At 49.8% G+C, this 15,499-nt stretch carries 14 protein-coding genes; 7 read left to right on the top strand and 7 right to left on the bottom strand.

Annotated elements, in window-relative coordinates:
- Positions 1–5: 5 nt before the first annotated feature.
- Both NC980_RS08625 and NC980_RS08620 read left to right on the top strand, forming a co-directional pair.
- A complete protein-coding gene (locus NC980_RS08625) occupies positions 6–3,980 on the top strand; it encodes a magnesium chelatase subunit H (RefSeq protein ID WP_190375446.1) in 3,975 nt (1,324 codons plus the stop codon).
- Between the two features lie 107 nt (positions 3,981–4,087).
- Complete coding sequence (locus NC980_RS08620) at positions 4,088–4,444, top strand: single-stranded DNA-binding protein (RefSeq protein WP_190375445.1); 357 nt, start codon at positions 4,088–4,090, stop codon at positions 4,442–4,444.
- Between the two features lie 214 nt (positions 4,445–4,658).
- Here the strand turns inward: NC980_RS08620 and NC980_RS08615 are convergent, their stop codons facing one another.
- On the bottom strand, positions 4,659–5,126 hold the full coding sequence (locus tag NC980_RS08615) for a response regulator (RefSeq protein WP_190375444.1): 468 nt from the start codon (positions 5,124–5,126) through the stop codon (positions 4,659–4,661).
- Positions 5,127–5,554: 428 nt separating this feature from the next.
- Between NC980_RS08615 and NC980_RS08610 the strand changes: the two genes are divergently transcribed.
- A complete protein-coding gene (locus tag NC980_RS08610) occupies positions 5,555–6,868 on the top strand; it encodes a trypsin-like peptidase domain-containing protein (RefSeq protein ID WP_190375443.1) in 1,314 nt (437 codons plus the stop codon).
- Here NC980_RS08610 and NC980_RS08605 read toward each other — a convergent pair.
- From NC980_RS08605 to NC980_RS08590, 4 genes are all read right to left on the bottom strand, one after another.
- Positions 6,865–8,112 carry an MFS transporter gene (locus NC980_RS08605; RefSeq protein ID WP_190375442.1) on the bottom strand — a complete coding sequence of 416 codons (1,248 nt, stop codon included), beginning with the start codon at positions 8,110–8,112 and terminating at the stop codon, positions 6,865–6,867. The two genes, NC980_RS08610 and NC980_RS08605, sit on opposite strands and share 4 nt — an antisense overlap.
- Before the next feature lie 44 nt (positions 8,113–8,156).
- Positions 8,157–8,573: a fasciclin domain-containing protein gene (locus NC980_RS08600; protein WP_190375441.1), complete on the bottom strand. Its 417-nt coding sequence runs from the start codon at positions 8,571–8,573 to the stop codon at positions 8,157–8,159.
- 85 nt (positions 8,574–8,658) lie between these two features.
- Positions 8,659–8,919, bottom strand: a complete 261-nt coding sequence (locus tag NC980_RS08595) for a hypothetical protein (protein WP_190375440.1) — start codon at positions 8,917–8,919, stop codon at positions 8,659–8,661.
- Between the two features lie 71 nt (positions 8,920–8,990).
- Positions 8,991–9,482, bottom strand: a complete 492-nt coding sequence (locus NC980_RS08590; protein ID WP_190375439.1) for a TIGR00725 family protein — start codon at positions 9,480–9,482, stop codon at positions 8,991–8,993.
- Positions 9,483–9,511: 29 nt separating this feature from the next.
- On the opposite strand from NC980_RS08590, the gene NC980_RS08585 reads away from it, so the two are divergent.
- Both NC980_RS08585 and NC980_RS08580 read left to right on the top strand, forming a co-directional pair.
- Positions 9,512–10,483, top strand: coding sequence for a glycosyltransferase (locus NC980_RS08585; protein ID WP_190375438.1), 972 nt, complete (start codon positions 9,512–9,514; stop codon positions 10,481–10,483).
- Positions 10,484–10,590: 107 nt separating this feature from the next.
- Complete coding sequence (locus NC980_RS08580) at positions 10,591–11,307, top strand: response regulator transcription factor (RefSeq protein WP_190375437.1); 717 nt, start codon at positions 10,591–10,593, stop codon at positions 11,305–11,307.
- Here the strand turns inward: NC980_RS08580 and NC980_RS08575 are convergent.
- On the bottom strand, positions 11,270–12,109 hold the full coding sequence (locus NC980_RS08575) for a histidine kinase dimerization/phosphoacceptor domain -containing protein (RefSeq protein ID WP_190375436.1): 840 nt from the start codon (positions 12,107–12,109) through the stop codon (positions 11,270–11,272). The two genes, NC980_RS08580 and NC980_RS08575, sit on opposite strands and share 38 nt — an antisense overlap.
- 371 nt (positions 12,110–12,480) lie before the next feature.
- Here NC980_RS08575 and NC980_RS08570 point away from each other — a divergent pair, with 371 nt between their 5' ends.
- Positions 12,481–13,179, top strand: a complete 699-nt coding sequence (locus tag NC980_RS08570) for a PHP domain-containing protein (protein ID WP_190375435.1) — start codon at positions 12,481–12,483, stop codon at positions 13,177–13,179.
- 47 nt (positions 13,180–13,226) lie between these two features.
- Here the strand turns inward: NC980_RS08570 and NC980_RS08565 are convergent, their stop codons facing one another.
- Positions 13,227–13,988, bottom strand: a complete 762-nt coding sequence (locus NC980_RS08565; RefSeq protein ID WP_190375434.1) for an SDR family oxidoreductase — start codon at positions 13,986–13,988, stop codon at positions 13,227–13,229.
- A gap of 206 nt (positions 13,989–14,194) precedes the next feature.
- Here NC980_RS08565 and NC980_RS08560 point away from each other — a divergent pair, with 206 nt between their 5' ends.
- Positions 14,195–15,478: a Glu/Leu/Phe/Val dehydrogenase gene (locus NC980_RS08560; RefSeq protein ID WP_190375433.1), complete on the top strand. Its 1,284-nt coding sequence runs from the start codon at positions 14,195–14,197 to the stop codon at positions 15,476–15,478.
- The last annotated feature ends 21 nt before the right edge of the window (positions 15,479–15,499 follow it).

Raw genomic sequence — 15,499 nt, 5'->3', positions numbered from 1 at the left:
AGCGAATGTTCACTCACGTCAAGCCCACCGTTCGACACATTGTTCCTGAGAACCTGGCAGGACGGTCTTTACTCAAGGTGGTCTATGTCGTGTTAGAGCCACAATATCAAAGTGCGCTCTCCGCCGCCGTCCGATCAATTAACGCGAATCATCCGAAAATTGCGGTCGAAATCAGTGGCTATCTGATCGAGGAACTCCGCAACCCAGAGAACTATGAAGCCTTTGAGAAAGATGTTTCTGAAGCGAACATTTTCATTGCTTCGCTGATCTTTCTTGAAGATTTGGCTGAAAAAGTCGTTGCCGCAGTTGAGCCGCATCGCCATCGCTTAGATGCCGCAGTGGTGTTCCCATCGATGCCACAAGTGATGCGCCTGAACAAATTAGGCAGCTTCTCGATGGCACAGTTAGGGCAGTCGAAGAGCGCGATCGCGCAGTTTATGAAGAAGCGCAAGGAAAACTCTGGCGCAGGCTTCCAAGACGCAATGCTGAAGCTCTTAAACACGCTGCCGAAAGTGCTGAAATATCTGCCGATGGACAAGGCGCAAGATGCTCGCAACTTTATGCTGAGCTTCCAGTATTGGCTCGGTGGCAACGCTGAGAACCTGGAAAACTTCCTGCTGATGTTGGCAGATAAGTATGTGTTTAAGGGTGAAATCGGCGGTACAGTTCAAGATCCGCAAGTTTACCCGGATCTGGGTATTTGGCATCCGATGGCTCCGACCATGTTCGAGGATCTCAAAGAGTACCTAAACTGGTTTAACTCGCGCAAAGATATTCGAGAAGATATGCGCGATCCGCTCGTTCCAACCGTTGGCTTAGTGCTGCAAAGAACGCACTTAGTCACAGGTGACGATGCTCACTATGTGGCAATGGTGCAAGAAATCGAATCGATGGGAGCGCGGGTAATTCCGGTGTTTGCCGGGGGCTTGGACTTCTCGAAGCCTGTTGATGCGTTCTTTTATGATCCGATTACCGGAAGCTCGATCGTCGATGTCGTGGTGTCGCTCACCGGATTTGCCCTGGTCGGAGGTCCTGCTCGTCAAGATCACCCGAAAGCGATCGAAGCCTTGCGCCGTCTGAATCGCCCGTACATGGTGGCATTGCCGCTCGTGTTCCAAACTACTGAGGAATGGCAAGATAGCGAACTCGGTTTACACCCGATTCAAGTGGCGCTGCAAATTGCGCTTCCAGAACTTGATGGCGCGATCGAACCCATCATTGTTTCCGGTCGAGATGGCGCAACCGGAAAAGCGATCGCTCTGCAAGATCGCGTCGAAGCGATCGCCCAACGCGCTCTCAAGTGGGCGAATTTACGACGCAAGCCGAAACTGCACAAGCGAGTTGCCATCACCGTGTTCAGCTTCCCGCCGGATAAAGGAAATGTGGGAACAGCCGCTTACCTTGATGTGTTCGGCTCTATTCATAAAGTGATGGAATCGCTGAAGCAAAACGGCTACGATGTTCAGGATTTACCGGAGTCGGCTGAAGCGTTGATGCTGGAAGTGCTGCATGATGCACGGGCACAATACAACAGCCCAGAACTCAACATCGCCTACAAAATGTCGGTGCCAGAGTACGAGGAACTGACTCCGTATCATGAGCGATTGATTCCGTCTTGGGGTCCTGCTCCTGGACATCTCAACACTGATGGACAGAATCTATTGGTGTATGGAAAGTCATTCGGCAATGTCTTCATTGGAGTTCAGCCGACCTTTGGTTATGAAGGCGACCCGATGCGGTTGTTGTTCTCGCGATCGGCAAGTCCCCACCACGGATTCGCAGCTTACTACACCTATCTAGAAAAAATCTGGAAAGCAGATGCAGTGCTGCACTTCGGAACGCATGGATCGCTCGAATTTATGCCAGGTAAGCAGATCGGCATGTCTGAGGAATGCTACCCCGATAGCTTGATCGGTACGATTCCCAACCTGTATTACTATGCAGCGAACAATCCATCGGAAGCCACGATCGCCAAACGTCGATCGTATGCCGAAACCATCAGCTATCTGACTCCGCCTGCTGAGAATGCTGGATTGTACAAAGGTCTAAAAGAACTCAGCGAATTAGTCGGCTCTTATCAAACGCTCAAGGACTCCGGACGAGGTGTTCAGATTGTCGATACGATCATGGACAAAGCCCGGATTTGCAACCTTGATAAAGACATTACCTTCCCGGATAACGCTGGTGAACTGACGCAAGAAGAGCGCGATACGATCGTTGGTAAGGTCTACATCAAACTGATGGAGATCGAATCGCGATTGTTACCCTGTGGATTGCACGTGATTGGTAAACCGCCGTCAGCCGATGAAGCGATCGCAACGCTGGTGAACATTGCCAGCCTTGATCGACCCGAAGAAAATATGCTGAGCTTGCCTCGGATCATTGCTAATAGCTTGAACCGCGACATTGATGAGATTTTCCAGAACAGCGATCGAGGCGTTCTCGATGATGTGCAACTGTTAAACGACATCAATCAAGCGACTCGTGCGGCGGTAACTGCAATGGTAAAAGCCCAAGTCGATCAAGACGGTCGCGTTTCTAGAACTTCGATGTTGAGCAATCTGTTCAACTTCGGCGGCAAGAAAGAGCCTTGGATCGAAGCACTCCAAGAAGCGGGCTACCCGAATGTGGATCAAGAAGCGATGAAGCCGTTGGTCGAGTTCTTGCAGTTCTGCCTCAAGCAAGTCGTTGCAGATAATGAGTTGGGTGCATTGCTCACCGCGCTCGAAGGGGAATACATTCTGCCGGGGCCGGGTGGTGACCCGATTCGGAATCCGGATGTCTTACCTACCGGAAAGAACATTCACGCGCTTGATCCGCAATCAATTCCAACTGCTGCGGCTGTCAAGTCGGCAAAAATTGTGGTCGATCGTCTGATCGCTCGTCAATGTGCAGAAAACAATGGCGCTTATCCTGAAACGATCGCCTGCGTTCTCTGGGGAACCGACAACATCAAAACCTACGGTGAATCTCTCGCACAGATTCTCTGGATGGTTGGTGTTCGTCCGATGCCGGATTCACTGGGACGAATCAACAAGCTTGAACTAATTCCGCTCGAAGAGTTGGGCAGACCTCGGATCGATGTCGTGGTTAACTGTTCTGGTGTGTTCCGCGACCTATTTATCAACCAAATGGCATTGCTCGATCGAGCCGTCAAAATGGCAGCCGAAGCCGAGGAACCGTTAGAGATGAACTTCGTTCGCAAACACGCGATGAAACAAGCCGACGAACTCGGAATCAACCTGCGTCAAGCTGCAACTCGCGTGTTCTCTAATGCTTCCGGTTCGTACTCGTCAAACATCAACTTAGCAGTTGAGAATGGCACCTGGGAAAACGAAGAGGAACTACAAAATATGTACCTCTCGCGCAAAGGGTTCGCCTTCTCCTCAGATAATCCTGGAATGATGGAACAAAGCGAGCAGTTGTTCCGCGCTTCGCTGAAGACTGCGGATATGACCTTCCAAAACCTTGATTCTTCTGAGATCTCGCTTACCGATGTCTCGCACTACTACGATTCTGACCCGACTAAGATTGTGTCTCGGCTGCGCGATGACGGTAAAATGCCTGCTTCTTACATGGCAGACACCACTACCGCCAATGCTCAGATCCGCACCCTTTCTGAAACGGTACGACTCGATGCCCGTACCAAAATGCTTAATCCCAAATGGTATGAGGGCATGTTAAGCCACGGATACGAAGGAGTTCGGGAACTGTCAAAGCGATTAGTCAACACAATGGGCTGGTCAGCTACCGCAAACGCAGTAGACAACTGGGTTTACGAAGACACCAACACCACCTTCTTCAAAGACGAGGAAATGTGTAAGCGTCTGCTCGACCTCAATCCCAACTCGTTCCGCAAGATGGTGACGACCTTGCTCGAAGCCAACGGTCGCGGCTATTGGGAAACTAGCGAAGAGAACCTCGATCGACTGCGCGAACTCTATCAAGAAGTCGAAGATCGGATCGAAGGCGTTGAGTAACCCCCCTTGAAACAACATCAGGAGGCACGATCGCTCGTGCCTCTTTTTTGTGTCTAACCTCTGGTCACTGGGCACTCTGAATTAAATCTCAACAAAGAGGAAATTTTATGTCGAGCGCGGGACTCAATCAGTGGATTGTGAGCGGCAATCTCGCCGCCGATGCCACAATAAAGACGGTAACGCTAAAAGATGGTAGAGAGGCACAGGTTGCAAATGCAGCGCTTTATGTCCGCAAGTCTCGCAATCGGGAAGAGTCGTTTACTGTATCGCTCAGTATTTGGGAAAAATCTTCAGCTTGGCGAGCACTGCCCTATCTGAAGAAAGGATCGCTGGTAATTTGTACCGGATCAGTCGAACCCAATCCTTATATTTCTAGTGTGGGAAATGTGCCGAGAGCCGGCCTGGAAATGACCGTTTTGGATGTCCATCTTGATCGCGTCAAAGAAGAAACTGAAGCTACATAAAACAGGGGCGGTCGCCCATACGATCGCCCTTTTTCAATTACTTGCCGTCTCAACCGTCACTTCTACCGACATCCCTGATGTGATCGCCTGCTCAAATCCTCGAACACTGTCACGATCGAACACCACCCGCACCGGAATTCGCTGCAAACATTGGTGAAGTACCCGTCGCGTTAGGAGAGGAAATTAGGCTCTTCTGGCTCCCTCTTAGAAATCATCAAGCAGACAGTTGCAGCCCACAGAGGGATAATCGTGCTGGGTTCAGCGCACTATCAAAAGCGCGAATGGAACAAACTGTATCTTTCATCGGGACTAGAGCTTGAATCGCCTCAATCAGTGGCTCGAAATCAATCGGTTTTTCAAGATGCACCTGAAAGCCTGCTCGGATGGATTGTTCTTCATAGTGAGTCCCGCTTAGGGCAGTAAAGGCGATCGCAGGAAGATAATTCCACTGGGTCTGGCTGCGAATCTGCTTCAAAAGGCTGTATCCATCAATCACAGGCATAACAATATCACTGAGTAACAGGTCGGGTTGGAACTGTTCTAAAGCATTTAACGCAGCGGTCGCCGAGCCGACCGCGAACACAGTCGCTCCTTCCATCTCAAGCACTGTGGTTAATAGAATTCTTGTATCCTGGTCGTCATCCACAAGCAAGATACGACAATCTTCTAACTTCTCGATCATCGGTTTGACCTCTCAAAAGCACAGGGTCTGGCAACGAGCAACGTCAGCACAACTCCGATTTAAAAATGAAGATAGCGGAACAAACTCTATATTCGCAACATTACTAGAGTTAGGTGACAACTCAAACGATTCTTGATAAACATTTTTATGCGGAAGCATTACTCAATCGCTGGCAGAGTAAGCACTTCAAGTTAATGAACTAATGTAAACTACTAAACTTTGAATGAGGCTTAGAAAGCTATTCTGAATTTTTAAATTGACGATGTCGGAGTTTCTCGATCACTTGTCATCTTGCCTTGGAAATAGATTAAGACCAAATTAAAAAATCAATGTATAATCATCGAACCCTACCCGGTTAATGCTGAAACGCCTAGCAACGCGGCGGTTTGGGCGTTTCAGCTACCTCGTCCCTACCTCCTCATATCACTATGATTCAAACCCCGATTTGGAGCGTTGTGCTAGCAAGTGTATTTTGGTGGCTGACGCTGCAAACTCCCATTCTGAGTGAACCGATCGCGTCTCAACAGCCCAACGCCAAAATCGAAATCGCTCGAATTCGATCCGGCGTTCTCCCCGGTGTCATCATTGGTGGACATCACGAAGGCTGGTTGAATATTGTGCAGCAACGCTACACCGCCTCCAGCGATCGCGATGACCGTCTGGAAGAAGCCGCCCGCTATTTAGTCGAAGATGAACTGGTGCAAGCTGGATTGGATATCGTGCGATCGCAGCCGAGTTCAGTTTTTGAAGAAGCCTCTCACGATCCAGAACCAGGACGGTTTCTGATTGGTGGAACCCTGACCAAAGCACGGCTCAACTCCTATCAATCCTGGTTCAAAGGCGGTGTGACCAAAGACGATCGCACAATTCGCTGGGAACTGTTCGATCGCCAACGCTCTAAAGTGGTGTACCGTCAGGAAATTATCGGCAGTGCCGAAGCAGAAGGCATTGATAATCCAGCCGCAACCTATGAAGCCATTCGCGCCAGCATCAAACAGTTGCTTGAAGAACCGGGCTTTTTAGCAGCACTCAACTCCACTCCTGTAGAGACGATCGTTCAACCACCATCCCGGTTTGAAGTGGCAGCCTTAGCCGTCTCGAACCAACCGCTCTCGATCGCTCAATTAACCGGACGTAGCGTTCCCGCGATCGTCAGAATTCGCACAACTAGCGGACGTGGAAGTGGATTTGTGATCGATTCTTCGGGACTGGTAATCACGAATCATCATGTCGTGGGTTCTGCATTTACAGTGAATGTCGATCTGTATGATGGCAGTACCCGCATCGGGCGAGTTTTGCGGCGCGATTCTGAACTTGATGCCGCACTGGTTCAACTCGACGGCGAATCGACCGAAATTTCTGGCTTACCACTTTGTCAGACGAATGCAGTGCGAGTCGGAGAATCGGTGATTGCGATCGGCAATCCTTTATCCCTTTCTAATAGTGTAACTCAAGGCATTGTGAGCGGATTTCGACGCGATGGCGATCGCAGCTTAATTCAAACAGATACCGCGATCAATCCAGGCAACAGTGGCGGCCCTTTAATGAATCGCCAAGGTGCAGTGATTGGGATTGTGACTGAAAAGATCGCCAGTAAAGGGATTGAAGGACTGGGATTTGCTTTACCCATCGAACAAGTGCTGCATCGGCTGAATGTCCAGATCGTTCAACCCGTTCGCGCAGCACTCGATGACTGTGGCAATCCGATTGCAACCTCTCAATCGGAGCAACGATCGCTCTAAGTCGTCAACAACTGATCTTTGGGAATGGCATAGGGATCTTTGCCATATCCCAAAGCAAACCGGAATGAATGCGCCACGCTTTTACTAGACAGCGTCATAAACACAATCAATGCCGTGAAGACGACGATCGACGAAACCGCATACAATCCCCGATAGCCGATCGCACTAGAAACACTGCCTAAAATCGGGCCTGCTAAAGCAATTCCAAGATCAAAGCCACCGACGAACAAACCGAAAATCCGTCCGCGTTCAAACGGCTGACAGCGATCCGCAACCAGCGCAATCATAATCGGCAGAACTGTTCCGCCGCCAAATCCTTGTATTGCGGCTGAGAGTAAAAACAAGCTTGCAGAATTCGCTTGCCACAACAAGAGCATTGCAACGGTATAACAAAGCAACCCGATCGTAATAAATCGTCCCCGCCCATAGCGATCGCTTGCCTTTCCAGCCACAAACCGCGCCAGAAATCCAGTAATCGCCCCGGCTGTGTAGAACAATCCGGAGTTTAGCTCCACTCCAGCACTCTTAATGTGGAGTGGAATAAAGGTTGAAATTGCTCCAAATGCAATTCCCACAAGCAACATCGTAATCGTGGGAACCCGGATACGATCGCTGAGCAACAATCGCCAAAATACACCTTGGGTTTTAGAGTTTTGCGGTTGATGCTGGACTGGCGGCGCATGAACGAACATGGCGCAAGTCAGGCTCATCATGCCCAGCAGTGAACTCATCACAAACACAGCGCCATAAGTGGTGAGTTCTTGGAGATACCCGCCCAGCGCTGGGCCTAATGCCATCCCGATCGGATTCACTAAGCTCATATATCCGATCAGTTCCCCCCGATTCTCAGCCGGTGCGAGGTCAACGACCAGCGAACTATATGCCGTTGTCAGCGCGGCAATGCTAATCCCGTGAAAGGCTCTAACCAGCATTAACAACGGAATCGACTGCGTGAGTAAATGACAAACTGGAGCCAGTGTTGCAACCGCGATTCCAATCAGCAGGACAATCTTGCGTCCCTGCTGATCTGCCATTCTGCCAGCTTGGGGACGAAAGATTAATAAGCCGATCGCAAATGCGCCCATGACAATTCCAAGCTGATTGTCCGGTGCGCCGATCGACTGTAAATACAACGGCAGAGTGGGTAAAAGGCTGGCTAAACTCGCCCAAAACAACAACCCTGCTGTAAACAATACCCCCAGATTTTGCCGTGTCTGGGGGGTTAACTTGGCAAACGTACTCAACGCTTTATTCCCGATTAATGAAGGATCCTAGAATATGAAACGGTTTAGCTTCCCGCGAGAATAGCAGGCATCAAAATGCCATCGATCGCATGAATCACACCGTTATCCGCCAAAATATCTGCTTTCGTCACAGCAATATCGTTAACTTTGATTCCACCCTGATGACCGACCGCAATCACCGATCCTTCAAGCGTTGGCGCTTCTTCGATTTCGGTCAAATCCTCAAATCGAACATCACCATCCAAAATGTGATAGCTCAGAACGCGACGTAACTTCGGTAAGTCTTCGAGCAATGCATTCAGGGTTTCCTTGGGCAACTTGGCAAAGGCTTCATCAGTCGGAGCCAGTAGGGTGAACGTCCCATCATTTTCAAGCTCTGAAGCAATGCCAGCTTTGTCGATCGCCGAAACCAGCGTTTTGAATGATCCCGCTTCGGATGCAGTTTGTAAAAGATTTGCCATAGTGACTGTCCTATTTAATTCTCCCTTTAAGAAAGAACATTGCGATCGAATAAACATCGAACGAAAGGGAGAATTGAGGACAAAGCTAGGAATCGCTAGATCCTTGTGTGCTGTCTAAAAGGTTCTTTTTCGACGTTCTTAGCTCATTCCATAAACCTTTGATCTGCTCATAAGCATCATCGGGTGAAATTTTTCCCGATGTTTCTAAACCGCATAACAAGGAGACACGCTGAGCGAATTCCTGTAGATTTGCATTGAAAGCTAGGTTCTCTGGAGTGAAGTTTCCCCGGTAGTGTGCATTCGGGTACAAAAAATCTTGTTTTTGTTGCTCTGGTGTCTTGTCCACAGTTCTACCCTTCGTTTTCGCTTGTCTCTGTATTGTAGAGTTACAATTCTGTACTGAGAAGTGAAGATGAATTATTTTTGTGCTGCAAGAATCGCTTTTAGTTGAGAGAGTGCTTCTTCTACGGTTGCTGCAATGCTCACCCGTTCTGGATCGAGCGATCGCCAAAACGTTTGAGAGATCGGATCTGCGCCCAACAAAATCACAAACTTCTTCGCTTTAAGCGCTAAAGCAATCTCTGAAGCCGTTCCCGCACCCATGCCGCAAGCCACGATCACCTGACTCGATAGCACGTTGATGTTATTTCGCGCATTTCCCATATCCGTGATGATTGGAATGTCGATCGCATCGCTCATTGCGGAATTCTGGTGCGGCAAAATGCCGATCGTCAATCCACCACAGCTTTTTGCCCCTCGGCTAACTGCATCCATGACTCCAAGATTGCGCCCACCGCTCAAGATCACCCAGCCAGACCGCGCAATGCCCGCACCGAGTTCGTAAGCTGTTTGAATTTCGAGCGGAGTCGCTTCTCCAACTCCCATGACCCCGACGATCGTTTTGGGCATTTTGATCACAGAACTGATGCAACGTGGATATGAGTTTTTTACCATTCGTTTCGATTATTGTGCCAATTTACAACGGTGAAACCGATTTACCCGCCTTGCTCGATTGCCTACGGGCACAGACTTATCCCCACTTCGAGTGCTTGCTAGTCGATAACAACAGTAGCGATCGCACCGCCGAACTTTTAAAGGCAGCAGAATCAGAGCGCATCCGATCGCTGAAGCAATTCCAGATTCAAAGTTCTTATGCGGCTCGTAATACGGGCATTCAAAATGCAACCGGAGAAATTCTTGCCTTTACCGATGCCGACTGTCGCCCCGACCCGGACTGGCTGACCCATTTGGTGCAGCCATTTATCGATCCAGCCGTGGGATTGGTCGCTGGAGAAATCAAAGCGCTTTCGGGACGCACCTTGTTAGAGCAATACGCCGATCGTCAAGCAACCCTCTCGCAAAAACACACGCTGAATCATCCCTTCTGTCCCTACGGTCAAACTGCCAATCTCGCCGTTCGGAGGGCAGCACTGCCCCAAGTCGGCTTATTTCGTCCCTACTTAACCACTGGCGGCGATGCGGATATTTGCTGGCGAATTTTGCGCCAAACCGATTGGCAATTGCGCTTTGCAGAAAGCGCGATCGTGCGTCACCGTCATCGCGCTACCCTGGCTGAACTCCGGAGCCAATGGCGCAGATACGGACGTTCAAACCGCTATCTTCATGAGCTACACGGCATCGCCCTGATGCGCGAACCCCATTTTGCGGAATACCGTTACCGATCGCTGCGCTGGCTCCTGAAAGAATTACCGATCGCATCGCTGAACCTGCTTCGAGGCAAAGCCAGTTGGGTCGATTTGATCAGTACCCCAATCGGACTGCTTTGTCTGCAAGCTCGCGCTCAAGGGCAACGACAAGCGCAACTTTCAAAGGCAGCCCATACGATCGAACCCGTAAGCAATTCCTGCTTACCAAACTTAATTGATTCAAAATTCGCTAAATTTGAGTAAATGCGTGGGTTTAGCGAGACGTTTCGTTTGGTTCTAGACTTGGGAAGTCCCCTAAGCCGAAACCCCGACTGAACCCACATCAAACCTATGCGTTAGAGGAATCGATCATGCCGGAGCAACTTCTATTAGTCGATGACGAACCTGGACTCCGGGAAGCGGTACAAGCCTATCTCGAAGACAGCGGCTATACGGTACACACTGCGACCAATGGACAGGAAGGATGGGAAACCGTGCAGCGCGTCCTGCCCGATCTCGTGATCACCGATGTGATGATGCCCCAAGTCAGCGGCTACGAATTCCTCAAGCAACTGCGCGACGATCCCCGCTTCAAAACGCTGCCTGTGATCTTTCTCACCGCACGTGGCATGAAAAGCGATCGCATTCAGGGCTACGATGCAGGCTGCGATGCTTATCTACCCAAGCCGTTTGATCCGGAAGAACTCGTGGCGATCGTGGGACGGTTGCTTCAGCAAAGAGCAGATATCAAATCGACAGGCGGCGATAGTGATGTCAATCTTGCAGCACTTTCGCGCCAAATTGCTGAAATTCAAGCCGAACTCAAAGGGCGAGGCGCGATCGCTCAAAAGACCACTCCGATGAAGCTCGATTTCACCCCCAGAGAACAAAGCGTTCTCGACTTAGTCGTTGATGGGTTAATGAACAAAGAGATTGCCCGTCGGCTCGATACGAGCGTCCGCAACGTCGAGAAATACGTCAGCCGCCTGTTTAGCAAGACAGGCACCAATAGCCGCACTGAGCTAGTCAGATTCGCACTGGAACACGGACTCATGACTCCCAATCAGCAACGTCAAACTGGAGCGTAATAGCAGTGTGGGGGCTGCGATCGATCGTCAAGTTCGCGTTTAGCTGATACACGAGCGAATTGATGATCTGGAAGCCTAAAGTTTGAGGGCTGCTCAGGTCAAAATTTGCGGGTAAACGATCGCCCGTGTCGCTTACGGTGAGGACAACTTGCGAATCCTCGATCCGGAGCGACACTGCAATTTCTCCAGCTTGATCAGAAAGTCCATGTTTCAGCGCATTTGAAATCAGTTCGTTCAAAATCAACCCAACGGCAACGACTTGATTTGAAGCCAGTTCGATTTCTCCACGGACAAGGGTTTGCAGCGTGATTCGCTCTGGCTCGATCGCATAAGTTTGCGCCAACAACAGAGTTAACTCCTGCACATATTCACCGAGGTGAATAGTTGTCGCATTACTCGATTCAGATAATCTTTCATGCACCAGCGCCACCAACCGGATTCGAGTCTGGTAATTCCGCAGCAAGGATTGAACAGCGGCATCTTGCGATCGCAGCACTTGCAGATCGATCAAACTAGCAATAATCTGCAAATTGTTCTTAATGCGGTGGTGAATTTCTCGCAGCAGCATCTCTTTTTGCTGCACTGTCGCTTGCAACTGGTCGATCGCAGAGCTTTTTGCCTGAATCAGCGATCGTGCTGCTTGCAAAACTTGAATTGCGGTCTGTAACTCTTGATCAATCTCGGTTTGAAAGGTGGGATTTAGCGCCGTTTGGGTCAACAAGCGATCGCGAATCGAGGCGAGGGTTTGCCGGATCATTTCGATCTGCTGGGCAAACTCGCCGTTATTCATACTAGAAATCATTTACGTCTCAGGAACTCAATCAAAATTAGCCGAGTGCTGCTGCGAAGGCGACTGAGCAAGGGGCAACATCAATGCACCATCTCAGAGTGTTCAGAGGCTTGCACGACATTTCTGCAACCCATGCAAAAAACACTTTTACTAGCAAGGAACTTAACGACTCATGCATTTGGGGCTTAATATCATAATTTACCATTAAATACAAGGTTGAATACTCTGAATGTACCAGTTTTCTCTCAAGAACGGTCAATACACCTGATGATCGACATCAGCTATACTCAATGTCTTAAGTGTTAAATACTGAAACGTTTTTTTAAGCGGTACATTACAGTAGAGATAGACTCGTGAAATGCCAGTAACGTTTGAGGCGATTTATGGCTGCTAATCTTGCTTCCAGTTCGAGGGTCGCGACACCAGCCGCACAAGATGCGTTAGCGCTACGAGAGGTTTTCGCATCGCTAACGGCTGAAAGTTGCCCGCTCACCTACAACTTCCACATGCACACGACGCACTCGGATGGACAGCTACATCCCGAAGCACTCGCACAACAGGCGATCGACCTATCGCTCAAGGGATTTGCCATCACAGATCACCACCAGATCAACGGGTACAAAATGGCACAGCGATATCTAGAAACCCATCAGGTCGGTGCAACAGTTCCGCAGCTATGGACAGGAGCTGAAATCACCTCCAGATTGCTTGAAACTGAAGTACACATTCTAGGGTTCGCGTTTGATCCGGAGCATGGCGCGATCGCGTCTTATTTGCAAGGCAGCGCACCGCGAGGAGAATGCGCTCAAGCTGCACGAGTGATTAGTGCCATTCATCAAGCAGGCGGAATTGCGGTGTTGGCGCATCCAGCGCGATATCGGCGATCAGTAGATGAATTGATTCCAGCCGCAGCAATGGTAGGAATTGACGGGGTAGAAACGTTTTACGCCTATAACAATCCGAAACCGTGGAAGTCTAGTCCCAAGGAAACCGAGCGAGTCACACAGCTAAAGGCTCAATACGACTTGCTCAGTTCTTGCGGAACGGATACTCACGGTCTGAGTTTGTTACAACGCCTCTAGCATCAGCTTCCAAAAGTCTCCGGAAGTACGCCTTCCGGGGGCGAGGTTTAAGCCTGAGTGCCTGCCAGGCTCATTCCTGGAAGAAAGGTTGCAAGATATTTCTCCACGCCTTTTGGATCTTGCAGCAGTTGGGCTGAAACTTGAGCTGCTTGCTCACCGGGATACACATCCTCGACCTGTTCCTGCACCGCACGCAATGCCGTTTGCGCTACCTCGATCGGTGACACTTTTGGATCGGGCCAATCTTTTGCCAAACTTGTATCTACGGTTCCAGGCAGCACCGCAACAACGAGTGTTCCTTGAGCGCTTAGCTCCGCTCGAATACAGTGTGTTGCTGAAAGGGCTGCCGCTTTTGAGGCGCTGTATGAGCCGCTAAACGGCAGGTTGACTTTTGCTAGCAGCGAAAGCACATTCACGATCGTACCGCCGCCATTGGCTTGCAAAATTGGTGCAAACGCTCGACACAGATTCATCAATCCGAAGTAGTTGACTTCCAGTTCTGTACGCGCATCATCAAGCGTTGGCGCTGCGATAATACCTTGATTGAGCGAAGTGCCTGCGTTGTTAATCAGAAGAGTTACATCCGAGCATTTTGCGGCAGCCGCTTGAACCGATTCGAGATTTGTTACTTCCAGTTCGATTGGGACAAGGCGTTCAGAATCGAGGGCAACGAGCGGATCTAACTTAGCTAAGCTCCGGGCACAGACATATATTTTTGCAGCATTAGCGGCTCTTAATCCATCTACAAACTGCCGACCAATGCCCCCATTCGCTCCCGTTACAAGCGCGATCGAGCCTTGAATTTGCATGATTTTACTCCTGGAAAACCTACTGCCCAGTCTACCAATTGCATAATTTGCAGTGAGAGAGCTTGGAGACAATGACATAAAGCATTGAAGAATTTTACGATCACAGTAGTGTCTGCTACGTCTTGTACCATTAACTTCTGCATCAAAAAGTGTGGAGTGATACTCGATCTTGATAAGGTAACACCAGCTTTTTATCGAAATGGGTTATGTCCTCCCTATTATCAGATGCCTCACTCCGATTGCAGCAAGCATTGAAATATACAGCACTTTCAGAGGACGCGATCGAGTCTTTGAAATCCGCAAAGGCATCGCTTTCAGTGTCGATTCCGGTGCGAATGGATGACGGGTCGCTGAAAGTGTTTCAGGGCTATCGGGTGCGGTATGACGATTCACGGGGCGCAGGTAAAGGGGGAGTGCGGTATCACCCGAATGTGACGCTGGATGAGGTGCAATCGCTGGCATTTTGGATGACGTTCAAATGCGCCGTGCTCAATCTGCCGTTTGGGGGGGCGAAGGGTGGCATTACGGTTAATCCAAAAGCCTTATCGCGGCTTGAGCTAGAGCGCTTGAGCCGGGGATATATTGACGCGATCGCCGATTTTATTGGGCCGGATGTGGATATTCTGGCTCCCGACGTTTATACAAATGCAATGGTGATGGGCTGGATGATGGATCAGTACAGCATCATTCGGCGGCAGAATACTCTAGGCGTTGTAACTGGAAAGCCGATCGCGATGGGGGGCAGTTTGGGACGAGATACGGCAACGGCAATGGGAGCGTTGTTTGTGATCGAGGCAATGTTACCTAAGTTTGACAGAAAGCCCCAAGACACCACAATCGCAGTGCAAGGATTTGGGAATGCGGGAGCGACGATCGCAGAATTGCTGTATCGGGCTGGATATAAAGTGGTTGCAGTCAGCGATTCTAAAGGCGCAATCTATTCCGAAGCTGGACTAGATATTCCCAGCATTCGCCAACACAAAAATGAAACTCGCGCTCTGCAAGCGGTGTACTGCGAAGGTAGCGTCTGCACGGTGACCGAGCACGATCGCATCACCAACAAAGAACTGCTTGAACTAGATGTCGATGTGCTGCTGCCTGCTGCGTTAGAAAATCAAATTACCGAAGCAAATGCGAACAACATCAAAGCAAAGCTAATCTTTGAGCTTGCAAATGGCCCGATCACCTCTGCTGCCGATGCGATTTTAGAGCAGAGAGGGATTTATGTGTTTCCAGATATTCTAGTTAATGCGGGCGGTGTCACTGTCAGCTATTTTGAATGGGTACAGAACCGCAATGGCTTGTACTGGACATTAGGCGAAGTGAATCAAACGCTCCAGCGCAAGATGGTTGAGGAAACAGAGCGCATTTGGTCGATCGCACAAGAACTATCGATTCCTGTCCGAACGGCTGCTTATGTTCATGCCCTGCGACGATTGGGAGAAGCTCTCGATGCCAAAGGGACTCGCAACTATTACACCAGTCGATGAACGACACGCGCCCTGAGAAGG

Source organism: Leptolyngbya sp. AS-A5, assembly GCF_039962495.1.
Classification (GTDB): Bacteria; Cyanobacteriota; Cyanobacteriia; order Leptolyngbyales; family Leptolyngbyaceae; genus Leptolyngbya.
Note: the sequence above shows the minus strand (reverse complement) of the source record. Positions and strands in the feature narration are given on the sequence as shown.

Excerpts from the sequence above, each read along its gene's own strand:
- NC980_RS08600 (WP_190375441.1), bottom strand. The coding sequence starts at position 8,573 with ATGGCAAATCTTTTACAAACTGCATCCGAAGCGGGATCATTCAAAACG.
- NC980_RS08615 (WP_190375444.1), bottom strand. The coding sequence starts at position 5,126 with ATGATCGAGAAGTTAGAAGATTGTCGTATCTTGCTTGTGGATGACGAC.
- NC980_RS08610 (WP_190375443.1), top strand. The coding sequence starts at position 5,555 with ATGATTCAAACCCCGATTTGGAGCGTTGTGCTAGCAAGTGTATTTTGG.
- NC980_RS08580 (WP_190375437.1), top strand. The coding sequence starts at position 10,591 with ATGCCGGAGCAACTTCTATTAGTCGATGACGAACCTGGACTCCGGGAA.
- NC980_RS08565 (WP_190375434.1), bottom strand. The coding sequence starts at position 13,988 with ATGCAAATTCAAGGCTCGATCGCGCTTGTAACGGGAGCGAATGGGGGC.
- NC980_RS08620 (WP_190375445.1), top strand. The coding sequence starts at position 4,088 with ATGTCGAGCGCGGGACTCAATCAGTGGATTGTGAGCGGCAATCTCGCC.
- NC980_RS08625 (WP_190375446.1), top strand. The coding sequence starts at position 6 with ATGTTCACTCACGTCAAGCCCACCGTTCGACACATTGTTCCTGAGAAC.
- NC980_RS08560 (WP_190375433.1), top strand. The coding sequence starts at position 14,195 with ATGTCCTCCCTATTATCAGATGCCTCACTCCGATTGCAGCAAGCATTG.
- NC980_RS08570 (WP_190375435.1), top strand. The coding sequence starts at position 12,481 with ATGGCTGCTAATCTTGCTTCCAGTTCGAGGGTCGCGACACCAGCCGCA.
- NC980_RS08585 (WP_190375438.1), top strand. The coding sequence starts at position 9,512 with ATGAGTTTTTTACCATTCGTTTCGATTATTGTGCCAATTTACAACGGT.
- NC980_RS08590 (WP_190375439.1), bottom strand. The coding sequence starts at position 9,482 with ATGCCCAAAACGATCGTCGGGGTCATGGGAGTTGGAGAAGCGACTCCG.
- NC980_RS08575 (WP_190375436.1), bottom strand. The coding sequence starts at position 12,109 with ATGATTTCTAGTATGAATAACGGCGAGTTTGCCCAGCAGATCGAAATG.